This window comes from Streptomyces sp. R41 (assembly GCF_041053055.1).
Taxonomy (GTDB): Bacteria; Actinomycetota; Actinomycetes; order Streptomycetales; family Streptomycetaceae; genus Streptomyces.
On record NZ_CP163443.1, the window covers coordinates 5,782,466 to 5,797,254 of the forward strand.

General features: G+C 67.0%; 11 protein-coding genes and 3 pseudogenes. 10 read left to right on the top strand and 4 right to left on the bottom strand.

Annotation, left to right across the window (positions count from 1 at the left end):
• The first annotated feature begins 3 nt into the window (after positions 1 to 3).
• From AB5J53_RS26500 to AB5J53_RS26530, 7 genes are all read left to right on the top strand, one after another.
• Positions 4 to 678: an RraA family protein gene (locus tag AB5J53_RS26500; RefSeq protein ID WP_369248152.1), complete on the top strand. Its 675-nt coding sequence runs from the start codon at positions 4 to 6 to the stop codon at positions 676 to 678.
• 9 nt (positions 679 to 687) lie between these two features.
• Positions 688 to 1,596: an NAD(P)-dependent oxidoreductase gene (locus tag AB5J53_RS26505; RefSeq protein ID WP_369248153.1), complete on the top strand. Its 909-nt coding sequence runs from the start codon at positions 688 to 690 to the stop codon at positions 1,594 to 1,596.
• Entirely contained in the window at positions 1,593 to 2,921 is a 1,329-nt protein-coding gene (locus tag AB5J53_RS26510; protein ID WP_369248154.1) for a D-arabinono-1,4-lactone oxidase, read from the top strand. The genes AB5J53_RS26505 and AB5J53_RS26510 overlap by 4 nt, the downstream gene beginning before the upstream one ends.
• Positions 2,921 to 3,592 (top strand): HAD family hydrolase, encoded by a 672-nt coding sequence (locus AB5J53_RS26515; protein ID WP_369248155.1) that lies wholly within the window; start codon positions 2,921 to 2,923, stop codon positions 3,590 to 3,592. Before AB5J53_RS26510 ends, AB5J53_RS26515 begins: the two co-directional genes overlap by 1 nt.
• Entirely contained in the window at positions 3,589 to 4,578 is a 990-nt protein-coding gene (locus AB5J53_RS26520) for a branched-chain amino acid transaminase (RefSeq protein ID WP_369248156.1), read from the top strand. Before AB5J53_RS26515 ends, AB5J53_RS26520 begins: the two co-directional genes overlap by 4 nt.
• A gap of 153 nt (positions 4,579 to 4,731) precedes the next feature.
• A complete protein-coding gene (pssA, locus tag AB5J53_RS26525; RefSeq protein ID WP_369248157.1) occupies positions 4,732 to 5,562 on the top strand; it encodes a CDP-diacylglycerol--serine O-phosphatidyltransferase in 831 nt (276 codons plus the stop codon).
• Positions 5,563 to 7,308: 1,746 nt separating this feature from the next.
• Complete coding sequence (locus tag AB5J53_RS26530) at positions 7,309 to 7,401, top strand: DUF6233 domain-containing protein (RefSeq protein WP_369248158.1); 93 nt, start codon at positions 7,309 to 7,311, stop codon at positions 7,399 to 7,401.
• A gap of 37 nt (positions 7,402 to 7,438) precedes the next feature.
• Here the strand turns inward: AB5J53_RS26530 and AB5J53_RS26535 are convergent, their stop codons facing one another.
• From AB5J53_RS26535 to AB5J53_RS26545, 3 genes and pseudogenes are all read right to left on the bottom strand, one after another.
• Positions 7,439 to 8,311 (bottom strand): IS3 family transposase, encoded by an 873-nt coding sequence (locus tag AB5J53_RS26535; protein WP_369244481.1) that lies wholly within the window; start codon positions 8,309 to 8,311, stop codon positions 7,439 to 7,441.
• 17 nt (positions 8,312 to 8,328) lie between these two features.
• Positions 8,329 to 8,625 (bottom strand): annotated as a pseudogene (locus tag AB5J53_RS26540) (transposase); the annotation flags it as partial.
• Positions 8,626 to 9,097: 472 nt separating this feature from the next.
• Positions 9,098 to 9,844, bottom strand: coding sequence for a hypothetical protein (locus AB5J53_RS26545; RefSeq protein ID WP_369248159.1), 747 nt, complete (start codon positions 9,842 to 9,844; stop codon positions 9,098 to 9,100).
• A gap of 219 nt (positions 9,845 to 10,063) precedes the next feature.
• Between AB5J53_RS26545 and AB5J53_RS26550 the strand changes: the two are divergent.
• Positions 10,064 to 10,433, top strand: a pseudogene (locus AB5J53_RS26550) (DUF1275 family protein); the annotation flags it as partial.
• Between the two features lie 59 nt (positions 10,434 to 10,492).
• Positions 10,493 to 11,749 (top strand): hypothetical protein, encoded by a 1,257-nt coding sequence (locus AB5J53_RS26555; protein ID WP_369248160.1) that lies wholly within the window; start codon positions 10,493 to 10,495, stop codon positions 11,747 to 11,749.
• 4 nt (positions 11,750 to 11,753) lie between these two features.
• On the opposite strand, the pseudogene AB5J53_RS26560 reads toward AB5J53_RS26555, so the two are convergent.
• Positions 11,754 to 11,929, bottom strand: a pseudogene (locus AB5J53_RS26560) (steroid C27-monooxygenase); the annotation flags it as partial.
• A 265-nt stretch (positions 11,930 to 12,194) separates the two neighbouring features.
• Here AB5J53_RS26560 and AB5J53_RS26565 point away from each other — a divergent pair.
• Positions 12,195 to 14,354, top strand: coding sequence for a tetratricopeptide repeat protein (locus AB5J53_RS26565; protein ID WP_369248161.1), 2,160 nt, complete (start codon positions 12,195 to 12,197; stop codon positions 14,352 to 14,354).
• Positions 14,355 to 14,789: the final 435 nt, after the last annotated feature.

A 14,789-nucleotide genomic window follows, 5' to 3' on the forward strand; every position in this document is an offset into this window, starting at 1 on the left:
CTCATGGACACCATCTACAACGACCTCACCCGTCCCCCGCAGGAGATCGTCGACGGCTTCGTAGAGCTGCTCGCCGAGTACAGCCCCAGCTGTGTGGTGACCGACGGGCAGCGCCGCGCTGGCGCCATCGGCGGATTCCAGGTCGTACGGCACGACCAGAAGGTCGCTGGCCCCGCGTTCACCATCGACCTCTCGATCGACGACTGGGTCAACACGCTGCCGATCCTGTCCCGCGCCCAGCCCGGTGACGTCATCGTCATGGCCTGCCACGGCGTGGCCACCACGGCGATGTGGGGCGGCCTCACCGCGACGGTCTCCCACAAGTTCGGCGTGGCCGGGGCGATCATCGACGGCGCCGCACGGGACATCGACGAGATCCGCGACATCGGTTTCCCCGTCTGGTACCGCACCACCTCCCCGCGGCAGTCGCCCGGTGCCGTCCACGACCGCATCGAGCCGGTCCAGGTGAACGTCCCCGTGTCGGTCGGCGGGCAGGTCATCTTCCCCGGCGACATCGTCGTGGCCGACGAGAACGGCGTGGCGACTGTGCCGTCGGCGCGGGCCAAGGACGTGCTGGAGAGCGCCCGTGAGGTGGCGCGCCGCGAGAACGAGATCCGCGACCGCATCGCCTCCGGTGCTACCGCCGCGGACCTGCGGGCCGAGTTCGGCAACCTCTGAGGAGAAACGATGCGTCTCTACATCACCGGTGCGGACGGAAGCCTCGGCAAGGCCCTGACGCAGGAACTGGGTGCCGATCCTCGCACGGCCGCCTGGACCGTCCAGGGTGTCTCCGTCCACGACTTCGACATCGCCGACGAAGCCGCGGTATCCGCTTCCATCGGCAGCTTCCGCCCCGACATCGTTCTCCACCTGGCCGCCATCTCCATCGTGGCCCCCTGCGAGACCGACCCCGCACTCGCGCTGCGCGTCAATGTCTCGGGCGTCCACCAGGTGGCCGAAGCCTGCCGCAGGGGCGGCAGCCGGATGGTCTACATCTCCAGCGACTACGTCTTCGACGGCGTCGAGGCCCCGGCGGACGGCTACGGGGAGAAAGATGTTCCCAACCCGCTGAGCGTGTACGCACTGACGAAGCTCGCCGGGGAGCAGATCACCGCGCATGTGCCGGAACACCTGGTGATCCGCACCTCGTGGCTCTTCGGCGGTGCCGCGGAGAACAACGACGACGTACTGGCCACCATCAGGGCGGCCGAGCGGGGCGAGCAGCAGGAGCTGATCGACGATCAGTACAGCCGCCCCACCTACACGGTGGACCTGGCCCGCGCGATTATCCACCTGATCACGCGGGACGAGTTCCCGACTGGCATCGTGCACGTCGCCAACGAAGGGTGGGCGACCCGGTACGAACTCGGGGCCTACGCGCTGATGCAGTACGACCCGAAGCTCAACGCGGACCACCCGCCCACCGCGATCTCCTACGACGACTGCGAGTTCGTCGGAGGCCGGCCTAGGACGTCCGCCTTCAGCACCGCCCGGCTGGCGCAGCTCGGACACGTCATGCCCGACTGGCAGGACGCCGTGGACCGGCACTGCGCCGTTCTGCCCCGCCCGGCTGCTCCCGAAAGGACCATCGCATGAGACTGCGTACCGGACGCTCAGACGCCACGGCCCGGTGGCGCAACTGGGCCGGCTCGGCCCAGTGCACTCCGCACCGTCTGGTCCACGCGACCGACGAGAGCGACATCGTCGACGCCGTGCGCCATGCCGCGAGCAGCGGTCTGACGCTGCGGGCTGCGGGGACGGGGCACTCCTTCAACCCCATCGCGACCACCAGCGGTGTGCTCCTCGATCTGACGGGCTACACCGGCGTCGTCGCTCTCGACCCCGCGACGCCCTCCGTGACCGTGCGGGGCGGGACCCTGCTCAGGGAGCTCAACTGGGCCCTGGACAAGGCCGGGCTAGCACTGTCAAACATGGGCACCCTGGAGGAGCAGACCATCGCGGGTGCCATCTCCACGGGCAACCACGGCAGCGGCCTGCACCACCGTCCGTTCTCCGGCCATGTGCTGGGGCTCACCCTGGTCACCGCGGACGGCAGCGTCCGCTCGTGCAGCCCCGAGGAGAACCCGGAGCTCTTCCAGGCCGCGGTCACCTCCCTGGGCGCGCTGGGTGTCATCTCCACCGTCACCCTGCGGTGCGTACCCAAGTTCAATCTGCGGGTGACGGAGGGCAGTCAGCCGCTGGAGAGCATCCTCGAGGACATCGAGGCGTACGCCGGCAGCGCGGAACACGCCACCTTCTCCCTCAAGGGGTGGAGCGACAACGCGTCGACGCTCAAACTCGAGCCCACCGACGCTCCCGTCTCCGCCGACGCCGCGCGCCGCCGCCGGGCCAACACCCTCGGCGAGGTGCGGTGCGCCACGGCCGGCCTGGTGGGCAGGATCGACCAGCGGGCCGTGCAGCGCATCATGACTGCGCAGTTGGGTGGCAGTTCGGGCCCGGCCGACTATGTCGACGTCAGCTACAACGCCTTCACCTTCCCGCAGCCGGTCAAGTTCCTCTCCCTGGAATACGCCCTGCCCCTGGCGAGGGCCACCGACGCGGTGCGCTACGTCCATGAGGACGTCAAGCGCTTCGGACTGCGCACCCCGTACTCGATCACCGTGCGCTTCGGCGCCGGTGATGACTACCTGCTCAGCCCGGCCCAGGGGCGTACGACGGCCTACGTGAACATCACCGTCCCGCGTACCGTCGGCTACACCGAACTCCTTCGCGTCTTCGAAGCCGCTCTGCAGGAGCACGACGGACGACCGCACTGGGGCAAGGCACACACCGCGACGGCGGAGACGGTCGCTGACCTCTACCCGGGCTGGAAGGCGTTCCAGGACATCCGGGCCGAGCTCGACCCCGACTCCATGTTCACCAGTGACTACATCAGGCGTGTGCTCGGCGGCGCGCGCTGATGTCGACCGAGGCACTCCTGTGGGACTTCGACGGTCTCATCTGCGACACCGAGCGGGCTGCGCACCGGTCCTGGGAGCTGCTCTACGCCCGGCACGGCCTGGTCTTCCCCGACGAGACCTGGGGAGCGATGGCAGGCCGGGCGACCGGAGAGTCGTACGCCGCACAGGACCTGGCCGAACGGCTCGGCCGGGACCTGTCCGCCGGGGAAATGGCAGAGCGACGCGGTCTGAAGGCTCGGCTCGCGGATGCCGAACCCCTGCGGCCCGGGGTGGCGCAGCTACTGGAGAGCGCCGCGCGCCGGGGGATCCGGTGCGCGGTCGTTTCCAGCTCCGACGGAGACTGGGTACGCGGTCACCTGGAGCGGCTGCAGGTGCTCGACCGGTTCGCCATGGTGGTCACGGGTGAGCAGGTCGAGGCCCGCAAACCCGCCCCTGACCTGTATCTGCGTGCTCTGGACCTGCTGGGCACCGGCCCGGACAGGGGCCTCGCGCTGGAGGACTCGCCGACCGGCGTGGCGGCGGCGAAGGCCGCTGGGCTGACCTGCGTGGCGGTACCGGGGGCGCGGGGCAGGCGAGCCGAGCTGACGGCGGCCGACCTGGTCCTCGACAGCCTGGAACAGCTGGAACGGTTCGACGTTCCAGGTAAGACAACAAAGGTGATATCCGCATGACGACCGAACAAGAGCTCGACGCGACAGCCATGTCCATCATGGACTCGCTCGTGCGAAAGGACCGGGCTCGTCCCGACTGGCTGTGGCGCAGCGGGGCACTGGTCCCCTGGGCGGACGCGAACATCCACGTCAACGCCGTCGGTCACGCGTCGGTCGCCTCGGTCTTCGAGGGGATCAAGGCATACGTGTCCCACGACGGGACCCGGCTGCTGGCCTTCCGCCTCGACGAGCACCTCAAGCGGCTGTACGAGTCGGCGCGCATCGTCCGGCTCGACATTCCGTACGGACTTGAGACCCTGCGCGCCGCCGTGATCGAGGTCATCCGTGCGAACGCCTACCGCGAGGACGTGTATCTGCGGCCCTGGGCCTTCCCGGCGGGCATCATTCAGGAGCAGATGGTGCCGGCGGGTGTCGCCTGCGAACTCGTGGTGGACAGCTGGACGTTCCAGAGCGGACTCGGCACCGAGCGCGGCTGCCGCGCGGCGGTGAGCTCCTGGACCCGTATCAACGAGTCGTCCATGCCGCCGCGGGTGAAGGCGTTCTCCAACTACCACAACGGTCGGCTCGCCATGATCGAGGCGCGGGAGAACGGCCATGACTGGCCCATCCTCCTGAATGAGCGCGGGAAAGTCAGTGAAGGGCCGGGGGCATGTATCGCCGTCGTCCGCGACGGCGTGGTCTCGACGCCTTCCACCACCAGCGGGATCCTCGAGAGCCTGACGCGCGAGACGTCGATCACCCTGCTGCGCGAGCTGGGGTACGCGGTCGTCGAGCGGGACGTCGACCGCACCGAGCTGTACCTGGCGGACGAAGTCTTCTTTATGGGCACAGGGTGGGAGATCCTGCCGGTGACCTGGGTGGACGGACTCAAGGTGGGGGAGGGAACGGCCGGTCCGGTGACCCGTGCGCTGGACGAGGCGTACGCCTCCGTGGTGCGGGGCACGTATCCGGGGCACGCAGACTGGCTGACCGAGATTCCGTTCTGATCACCCTTTGGGGTCCGGGTGCCGTTCTCACCTCATGTGCGTGCAATCGACCCCGTCCGCACGAGACGGCGCCCTGGCCCCGGCTGCCGGTAACGTCGCGCTACTGCGATGATGCTCCGGCGACGGCTGGCCAGACACGTGTAGGAGAGAGCCTTGACCCTTACTGATCCTGAGATGTCGGCACTGTGGGCTGACGGAACGCCCGAGGAGGCGGCTCGTCAGCCGTCTCCCTCAAAGCTTTCGGTCGCCGATGTGCTGACGCTGGGTAACGCGGTCTGCGGATTCTCCTCCATCTACTTCATCACGACGGCCGTCCTGGTCCCGTACCTCACGGACGGCCGGGGCGATGGTTCGGTGCGGCAGGGCGCGGCCGCCGCGGTCATGCTCATCCTGATGGCCTCGCTCTTCGATCTGTGCGACGGGCTGGTCGCTCGGAGGTTCCGCAGCTCCGGGATGGGTGCGGAGCTCGACAACCTCTCGGACCTAGTCAGCTTCGGCCTCTCACCTGCGTACTTCGTGGTGGTGTGGGGACTCGTCACCGAGGATGCGCACCTGGGGCTCGTCGTTGCGGCTGCCGTCGCCGTACTGCTGGGCGGCTTGCTGCGTCTCGCGCGCTTCTCCGTCACCACGATGCAGGACGGCATGTTCCAGGGCATGCCGATCCCGTTCGCAGCGCTCACGGTCGTTTCGGTCGTTCTGCTTGAACTGCCTTTCGTGGTCACCTTGATCGCCGTGCTCGGCGTCGCCTGGCTCATGGTGAGCCGGGTCGAATACCCCAAGCCCACCGGCAAGATGGCCATCGCCACGGTGGGATGGGCAGCGGTCAACATCGCCTGCCTGGTCGCCTGGGCCGCCGACGCCCCCGGCGGCGAGGTCCTCCTGGTGGCCGGTTGCGCGCTCCAGCTCACCCTTGCGGCAGTGCTTCCTCTGTTCGCCACGGCGCGCCGCATCAACATGGCGCGCAGCGCCCGCTCGGCCGGGTAGGGGCCGCCTTACTAAGACAGTTACGGGTTCGCCAAGGGGGAATCCGCGCTGCCTGAGTTTGACCGCTTCTGTCGTTGACGCGGATAGGGCGTTGGTTCCTGAAAACGAGCACGGACATTTGGCCCCTTGCCTTGGGCCGCGTGAGCGATGCGTGAGCGGACGGAGCAGCACACGCTGGACGGGGCGTCCCGTACTTCAGGGGGCGATGGCCATCTGACCAGGAAAAACGAGATCCAGCGTCATCACCCGGCACCCGCCATCACGATCTTGCAGGCCCTCGTAATGCGTAGGTCTCGGGTTCGAATCCCGAAGGCGGCTCTGTGGAAGCCTCAGGACTCACTCGCCGTGACCTGAGGCTTTTGCTTTTCCTTGACCAATGAGTGGTCTAAACCACCGCCTCGTGAGGTGGGCTTGAGGGTCAGATGGGGCCCGATGGGCCCAGATCGTCTTGCGCATCTGTAATGCGTAGGTTGTGGGTTTGAATGCCGAAGGCAACTCCAAGGTGAATCCCGGGCCAGGCCTACGAGCTGGGGTCTTCCCTTTCGGGTGGCCATGGAGTTCCGGCAAAGTGGGCACGCGTGCCCTGTGATGGCGGCAGGTGATCAGGGTGCTGTGCGGCCCTTGGATCACGGGGCTGCCGCCCGACCGGGGTGCGGGAGAAACGGCCCGTACAGGAAACGGCCCGAAGGGACACTCGGGGTGTGCGTGGACGCCTTGTGGGCGCGGTAGCTGTGCTGGACCGAGGAGACGGTTCTTCTGGGGCCTGTCCGTGGTCGTGATCAGCGGGCCTGCAGGAGGCTGCTGACCCAGAGGGTTCGTTCGCGGGAGGCGGAGTTTGGCGAGGTAGCTCGCGGACGTTTCGTCGTAGCAGGTGGCGATGCCTGGCCAGGCCTTCACTTTGTTGATGGCCCGCTCGATGGTGTTGCGGTCGCTGTAGGGGCGGTGTCGTGGGTGACGGGCTTGCCGCCCCGGCTGCCTGTCTTCGTGCGGTTCGCGGCAGCGTCCTACCGGATCCGCACCCCCAACCGAGGCTTGATCACGGCTGAAGGCACACCCTGGCGCCACACCCACGCCCGACCGATCCCGCCGCGGTGCCCGCCGCACCCGCCCCGTTTGACGTCGCTGGTGTGCGGCCGATGCCGCCCGCCCGGACAACGGCGGGGCCTGTGGCTCAGCCCGCGCGCCTCCTATGGTTCCGGTTCGGCGTCTGCGGTCGTTTCTTCCGCGATGGCCCGGGCCTCGTCCAGCAGGCCGACGCCTACATCTCCTGCCCGGCCAGGCGCAGCGCGCCAGCGAGGGTCCGCAGGCGGTAGGTGTCCGGGTCTGTCCCGGCCAGGCGGCGATGATCGCCAGCGCCTCGCGACCGATGATCACAGCGGCGTCCGGGCTGCCGGTGTCGCGCTGCCGGATGCTGAGGTGCGTTGACCGTGACTGGTCAGGCCATGCACGTGGAACAGAGGGACGACGCCCAGCATGATGTCGTTGGTCCGGAAGCCGAGGACGGCACCGATGCTGGTGCAGGTCACGAACATTTAGAAATGGATCAGTTCGGCGCCTTTTGGCCGCCCCATCGCGCGCGGACCAGCCTCGCTCAGCTCGATGGATGGATCGTGGACGGGGAGCGCCGGGAGGCGGAGCGCCTCCCGCTTCCTCCTGAGTGGTTGATCGAGCGCGGCTTGAACCGCGTCAACGTCGCCGCAGTCCACAGGGCTCGACCGCCGGGACCCCGGCAAGCGACACATTGAGGTGACCCGGGCCCAGGCGCTCGATGCGCTACGTCTGCAGGTGCCCGAGTGCCCGAAGTGCAGACCGGACACGTTGCTCGGGTTCCTGGAGTGAGCTTGCTCCGCTTTGACGGACACCATCGGTGTGGTGGTCAGGCCGCGAGTGCGGTCTCGTACTCGGCGGGACTGCGGTAGCCGAGGCTGCTGTGCAGCCGGTGCAAGTTGTACCAGCCCTCGATGAAGTCGAAGATCGCGGTGCGGGCTGCGGCCCGACTGCGCCAGGAGCTCGTGTCGAGCAACTCCCGTTTGATGGTGGCGAAGAACGACTCGGCTAGCGCGTTGTCCCAGCACTGCCCGGTGCGCCCGACGGAAAGCCGAACGCCCAACTCCCTTGCCAGGGCGGCGAATTGCTGACTGGTGTACTGACAGCCGCGATCCGAGTGAAAGATCACCGGCCGGGCGGGACGACGCAGGCGACAGGCGGACCTGAGAGCGTCCGCGACCAGTTCGGTCCGCAGGTGGTCGGCGGTGGACCAGCCGACCACGCGGCGGGAGGCGATGTCGATGACGGTGGCCAGATAGAGCCAGCCCTCGTCGGTGGCAACGTAGGTGATGTCACCGCACCAGCGGGTGTCGAGGCCGTCCTGGGCGGGAGCGAAGTCGCGAACGACGAGGTCGGGCCGAGCGGCGGCCCGCGGGTCGGGGATCGTCGTCAGCTGCCGCCGCCTGCGGTGCCGGCCCTGCAGTCCGGCGCTGCGCATCAGTCTGGCGATGCGGCGGCGGCCGCAGCCCTCGCCCTGCCGCTGCAGGACGGCGTGGATGCGCGGGGCTCCGTAGGTTCCGCGGGAGGTCTCATGGACTTCGGTGATCTTCTCGGTCAGCTCGGCATCGCGGACCGCCTGCGAACCGGGCCTGCCACTGCGACGGGCATAGAAGGCGGCTCGGGAGACCTTAAGCAGTTCACACGCGCGCTTGACGTTGTGACCGTCTCGCTTCTCCGCCTCGATGAACGGATGCACCGTCACCGGGTCTCCTTCGCGAAGAAAGCCGTGGCCCGCTTGAGGACCTCCACGTCCTCCCGCAACCTGCGGTTCTCCCGCCGCAACGCGGCCAGCTCCTCGCGCTCGCTGCTGGTCAGCCCGTCACGCTCGCCCGCGTCGACCTCGGCCTGGCTGACCCACAGCCGCACCGCCGTCTCCGTCAGATCGAAGTCCTTGGCGACCTGACCAACCGAACGGTCACCGCGCCGGCACAGCTCGACGATCTCGGCCTTGAACTCCGGCGTGAACGAACGGCGAGGCCGAGGCTTCTTCTTCCCCATGCTCTCCATGATGGACATCCTTCCGGGGCAGAACCCCTGATCTCAGATGTCCGTCAAAGCGGATCAAGCCCAGAGTAGGTCACCGGGGGCGGGTGTTGGCGTGGCTTGGACGCACGCTGAAGAGGTGGAGTTCCTTCTCAACGTCGTGCTCGCGGAGTTGGTGCCGACACTGCCGACGGGGCCGGGCTGGTGGTAGCCAAGGTAGATACCCACGGTGTCGTTGTCGGCGATCTGCTTTCCGATGCGCCGCAGGATCGCCCGGAAGCGAGATGTATCAGGTGGTGGCGCGGAGGCGTTCCACCTCGCTGTCATGGCCTACTCGGCATCGCAGGGGCTGGCTCGATACGACGTCGAGATGGCCGCGAAGAAGGCTGTGGGGCATCCCGATCTGAAGTGCCGAGACCGTGTGAATTGCCATAGACGGCTTGGCCGTAGGTTCAGCACTGTGGGCGGCGGCGCAGCGTAAGAACTGATCTCCGGAGAGCGGCTATTAGGCGCCCTCCGCTGGTGTCGGCTGCAGAGGGAACTCGATCAGCGTCGCCGCACGCAGTTCCTCGTTCCGCAGCAGGGCGAGCACCTCAGGCGGCTCGTCGCTCATGACCAAGGCTGCTCCCGGGAGCACGGCTTGGCGCAGCATTGCCTGCCACACGTCGGCGAACGGCTGCCCCTTCAGTACGTCCAGGGCATCGCGCTCGGCCTCTGCGTCTCCCTGTTGCCGGGCTCGGCCCCAGTCCCTCGGCACACTCCGAATGTTGAGCTGCGCCAATTTCCGGCCGGCTATCAGGCGTCTCTCGGGCAGGTTGAGGCCGAGCACGCTGACGGTCGTCCGTCCCTTGTCCGTCTCACCGCGGTACTTGCCTTCCCTGAGGTTCAGCAGCAAGTGGTCGAACGGGTCGTCCCGGGTCGGGTCGATCAGCAGGGGCTCGCCGGTCTGGTCGTCGCACTCCCACCAGTCCCGCGTGTAAGTGCTGTTGCACGGCCCGCACACTAGAAGGTGGTTGGGCCAGAAGAAGGTCTTGAGCGCGTCGTGTTCCCGTGGTTCGAAGTGCTCGATATCGGTCGCGGTGAAACCACCGCAGTACATGCAACAGCCGAGAACTCCCGGGGCCATCGTGAGTAGTACCGCACGCAGCCCCTGCTTGACCTCGCCTTCGTCATTCCACAGATTGTCCGCGTACCTTTTGCGCGCACCACCTGCTACGTCCCTGAGCCCGATCCGCCCCGTGAGCACCGCCATTCGCGCCATGACAGCCTCGGGTAGCCCGAGACGTTGAATCGGGATCACGCGTCGCGCTCCCGGGACGGCACAGGACTACCTCGCACGGCTTCACTCGCTCGCAGGGGAAAAGCCCGGCTTCATGCCTCGGTGACCTTAGCCGGTCCGACCTGAGCCCTTTCCGAAGCAGACTCATATTGCTGAGCTTCATTTCAAACATTTGCACAGGCACCACCACAGTTGCTGGGCGCGGTGGCCGGCGGCCGGGTGGCCCGGCACGGCCAGGGCTCCCGCCGCCGCTGGATCCGGCTGACCCTGGCGGCGGAGGCCGCACTGGTCGTTCGCGATAGCCCTGCGCAACGCGACGGTCCGCAAGCTCCACGTGCCCGACCTGACCACCACCACCGTCCTGACCATGACCCTGACCAGCCTGGCCTCCGAGTCCCGCCTCGGCGACGCCACGGGCCACCGCTCCCCGCGCCGCTCGGCCTCGGTCCTCGCCATGGCCGGCGGCGCCTGGCTGGTCCTGCACCACGGCCTGGGCGTCCCGCTGCTGCTCGCGGCACTGGCGTCAGGACTCATGGCGGTGCTCGCGTCGGGCCGGGAGTGACTCGGCCGAACGGAGCAACCCCGGCGGCCTGCCGGACCCTGCGGCATGAGCATGGCGCCATGGAACCCACACAGCCCGTTGTGCGCCGCGGAAGGATATCCGGCGGATTCACGGCCGCTGGCCTGGTCGCGGCTGCCGCCTTGCTCGTCTATCTGGGGCAAGCGGACACCCGTCATGCGCTGTCGTATGCCGGTCGCCTCGCCGGCGGGATCCTCGTCGTCGCGGGACTGGCGGCCTTCGCCGGGGCGATCTGCGCCGTCGTGGACCGATTCGCGGGGCGCGGAACGAAATACACGACCGCGATCACCCTTTTCGGAGTGCTGGCCGTACTGGGCGTCGGTCTGATGCTGCTGGCGATCCAGATAGAGGAGTACACGCGCTGGCTCTGGGCCTGGCTGGGCCTCATCGCGTGGTCGGCCTGGGCACTGTGGGACCTCCTCCACCGCCGCCGGGCGTGGCGGGAGATCACCTTCCGCCGCAACTTCGCGGCGATCGCCTCCTTCACCGCGCTGATCACCGTCGCGAACTTCGTCTACACGCAGATCTACACGCCCTACGCCTCACCCATGACGGTGGTCATCTCCGCGAAGATCGGGAACATCCGCAAGGACAAGGAGACCACGTACGTGCCGCTGACGTTCCAGATGGAGAACACCGGGAAGGTGGCCGCCTACGTCGTGGGGGCGAGTTACTCGCTCACCGGGGTCAACTGGAAGTCGACGTACCAGCCCTTCAGAAGCGTCAAGGAGTGGGAGAAGGAGATCGACAGCGACGGGCTGACCGACCTGAACGCGTTCGCCGACAAGCCGGAAGCCTTCACGGTCAGCCTCGGACTGCTCCTGGCGCCCTTCGATTACAAACTGGACCCGGGCGAGAAATACGTGCAGGAGAAGACCATCGAACTGCCGACCCAGGCGTACCGGGCGGTCCAGGTCGAAAGCGATGCATATCTGCTGAGGAAGGACAGGATGGTCCAGCAAGCACCCGTGGGGGAATACCACTCCTGGGCCGAAAAGGGAGAGAAAGCCCCCGAATGGGTGACGAGGTGGCTAGGGATCCCCGCGGATTCCGCCTACGTCAAGTACAGCGTCCCGGTCAGTTACAGCAACCAGATCCTGAACTTCACGAGGAAGCGCAGGCACATCACCCTGTGGTGGATGCTGGGCACCGAGAACACGAACCCGCTCAGCCCCATGGCCGCTTCCCTGGTGTCTGACGGGGAAGAAAAGGAACCGTCCTACTCCGAATCGCAGCAGGAACTGGAGAAGTACGGCTTCTCGTACCTGAGCACCGGATCGGCGACGGCGGTCCTGTAGCCGGTCAGTCCGCCCTGACCCGCAGTTCCTTCACCCCGTTGATCCAGGCCGAGCGCAGGCGGCGCGGGGGGTCGGTCAGGCGGAGGCCGGGCATCGCGTCGGCCACGGCGTTGAAGATGAGGTCGATCTCCAGGACCGCGAGGGACTTGCCGAGGCAATCGGGCCACTGCCTGACCATCCTGCGGACCGTCGAATGCGCAGGTCAGGGTAGATCCAGCGGCCAGGCGTGGGGGGCCAAACAGGGGGCCAAACGGTGCAGCCGGGCCAGGACCGTCCCGGACAGTAATGGACTGCCCGGAGGCGAACGAGCAGGTCAGTAACCCCGAAGCAAGGTCACAGAGGGGTCTAATCGCGTTCGGGACGAAGGGGTCGTAGCCAGCCGCTGGACGGCCACGCCTTGCCCAAAGTGATGACGCCGGCCCATGTCCCCGTCGATGATGGCGGCATGAGGTGGGGGAAGCTTCGTCTGTGGTTCGCGCTGGTTGGACCGCTGTTGGCGGTGGTGGTGTTCACTGCGGCACCAGCAGGAATGAAGACCGGTGAACTGCCTTGGCCCAAGTGGCTGGTGGCAGGTGTGGTGGCGGCTGGCGGCGTGCTGGTTGCTGTGTGGACGCCGCTGGTCAAGGCACGGACAGACGCTTTGGCCGCGCGGACCACGCGCGCCGCGGAACGGGATGCGCAGGCCGAAGAGGCGCTCAGTCGTCTGCCAACGCTTAAAGGGAAAGTCCTGCTCGTTAAGGATGTTACCGACCGTGCTCTCCTCGGCATCCACGAGGCAATCCCCCTGCCAGTGGGCAGCGCCACCGAGCGCGGTCTCTCCGCCGAACTACCCGCCTACGTCCTTCGCGACATTGACGCCGATCTGCGCACCGCAGTCGAAGCCAGGAGCAAGACCGGCGGGTTTGTGCTGTTGGTCGGTCCGGCTGCCGCTGGCAAGACGCGCTGCGCTTATGAAGCCATCCAAGCTGTGCTCCCGCACTGGCGATTGTTCATGCCACCTGATGCTGCCACTCTGTCCGAACTCGTGACTGGTGGCGCAGACCTCAAGCACAGCGTGGTGTGGCTCAACGAGACGCAGAACTTCCTCACCGGGCCGGACCGCCTCAAAGCCGGAACGGTACGGCGGATGTTGGCCGACACTGCCCGCCCCGTGATTCTGATGGGCACCATATGGCCCACCACCTACGACCAGCTACGCACCGCTGCCCCCACAGACGGCGAGCATGAGGACGGGCAGGATCTCAACAAAGATGCACGAGAGGTCCTGGAATTGGCCCGCCGCTTCTCACTCGGCAAGTGGAGTAATCAGGAGTGGGAGCGCGCGGCGGAACTCACCTCGGTCGATCCCCGCATCGGTCAGGTCTTGCGCCACCGCGGGCAGACGGGACTGGCCCAGATGTTGTCCGCTGTCCCGGAACTCGTCCACCGCTGGGAGCAGGCTGACAACCCATTCGGCCAAGCCGTCATCACCGCTGCGGTCGTCGCCCGACGCTGCAACCACCCTCTGGCTGTACCTGTCCCCATCATCGAAGCCCTGGCCAGGGAATTCCTCACCAGGAGCGAGCGCGCATCCGCTGGTGAAGAATGGCTAGCCGAGGCGCTGACGTGGGCTTGCCAGCCCGTGCAACACAGTGGCGGCATTGCTCCTCTCCAAACGGTCGGAGAGGCAATAGGCCGAGTCGATGGCTATCAGGTCTCCGACATCCTCGTCGATTACGAGGCCCAATCTGCCCCAGTCTCTCAAGAGCAGATCACGCCCAGCATCTGGGAAAGCTTGGCGAACTGGGCTACCCCACAGGCCTGTCTCCCGATCGGTGTCGGAGCCTACTTTGCCGGCATCCCGGCCACTTCCGCTTCTGCGTGGGAGCGTGCGGCGGATTCTGGAAGTTCCGAGGCCATGTTCAACCTCGGCGTCCTAACGAACGACCAGGGCGACGTCGAAGGCGCCCGCACCTGGTACGTCCGTGCAGCCGAAGCCGGACACACCGACGCCATGTGCAACTTCGGCCTCCTCCTGAACGACCAGGGCGACGTCGAAGGCGCCCGCACCTGGTGGCAACGCGCAGCCGAGGCCGGACACACCGACGCCACGTACAACTTAGGCCACCTCCTGGAGGACCAGGGCGACGTCGAAGGCGCCCGCACCTGGTACACCCGCGCAGCCGAAGCCGGACACGCCGACGCCACGTACAACTTAGGCCACCTCCTGGAGGACCAGGGCGACGTCGAAGGCGCCCGCACCTGGTACACCCGCGCAGCCGAAGCCGGACACACCAGCCCTACGTACAACCTCGGCCTCCTCCTGAACAACCAGGGCGACTTCGAAGGCGCCCGCACCTGGTGGCAACGCGCAGCCGAAGCCGGACACACCGACGCCATGTTCGGCCTCGGCGTCCTCCTGAACAACCATGGCGACTTCGAAGGCGCCCGCACCTGGTGGCAACGCGCAGCCGACGCCGGACACGCCGACGCCACGTACAACTTCGGCGTCCTCCTGAACGACCAGGGCGACTTCGAAGGCGCCCGCACCTGGTGGCAACGCGCAGCCGAAGCCGGACACACCGACGCCGCAGCAGCATTGAGCTATCTCAGAGCCGAGGAGTGACCGCCCGCGGAGGCGTCCTGTGCTGGGAGAAATCTGGGAGAAGATCTTCTCCCAGTACTTCAGTGGCGCCCCGGCTGACCAGCTCATAGCAAGGACCTGACCTGTATGAACGCGTAACACGTCAGGCCTGGATCTTGGCCTGACCTTATTCGGGACGAAGAGGTCGTGGTCTCAATTGCGGTCTCAATAGCCGCTCAGTCCAGGGTGATCCACCGGCGTCCGTCGTAGTCCGGCAGACCCTCTGACCAGGCGCGGGAGCCGTACGGCGAACGCCTGTGGACGCCCCCGGACCAAGATCAGACAACTCGTAATGCGTAGGTCTCGGGTTCGAATCCCGAAGGCGGCTCTTTTGTGGGCCCAGCTCAGACATCGTCTGAGCTGGGCTTTTTCCTTGTTCCGGTGTGCGGGCACGGCTTCTTCGAGTGATCGTTGCGG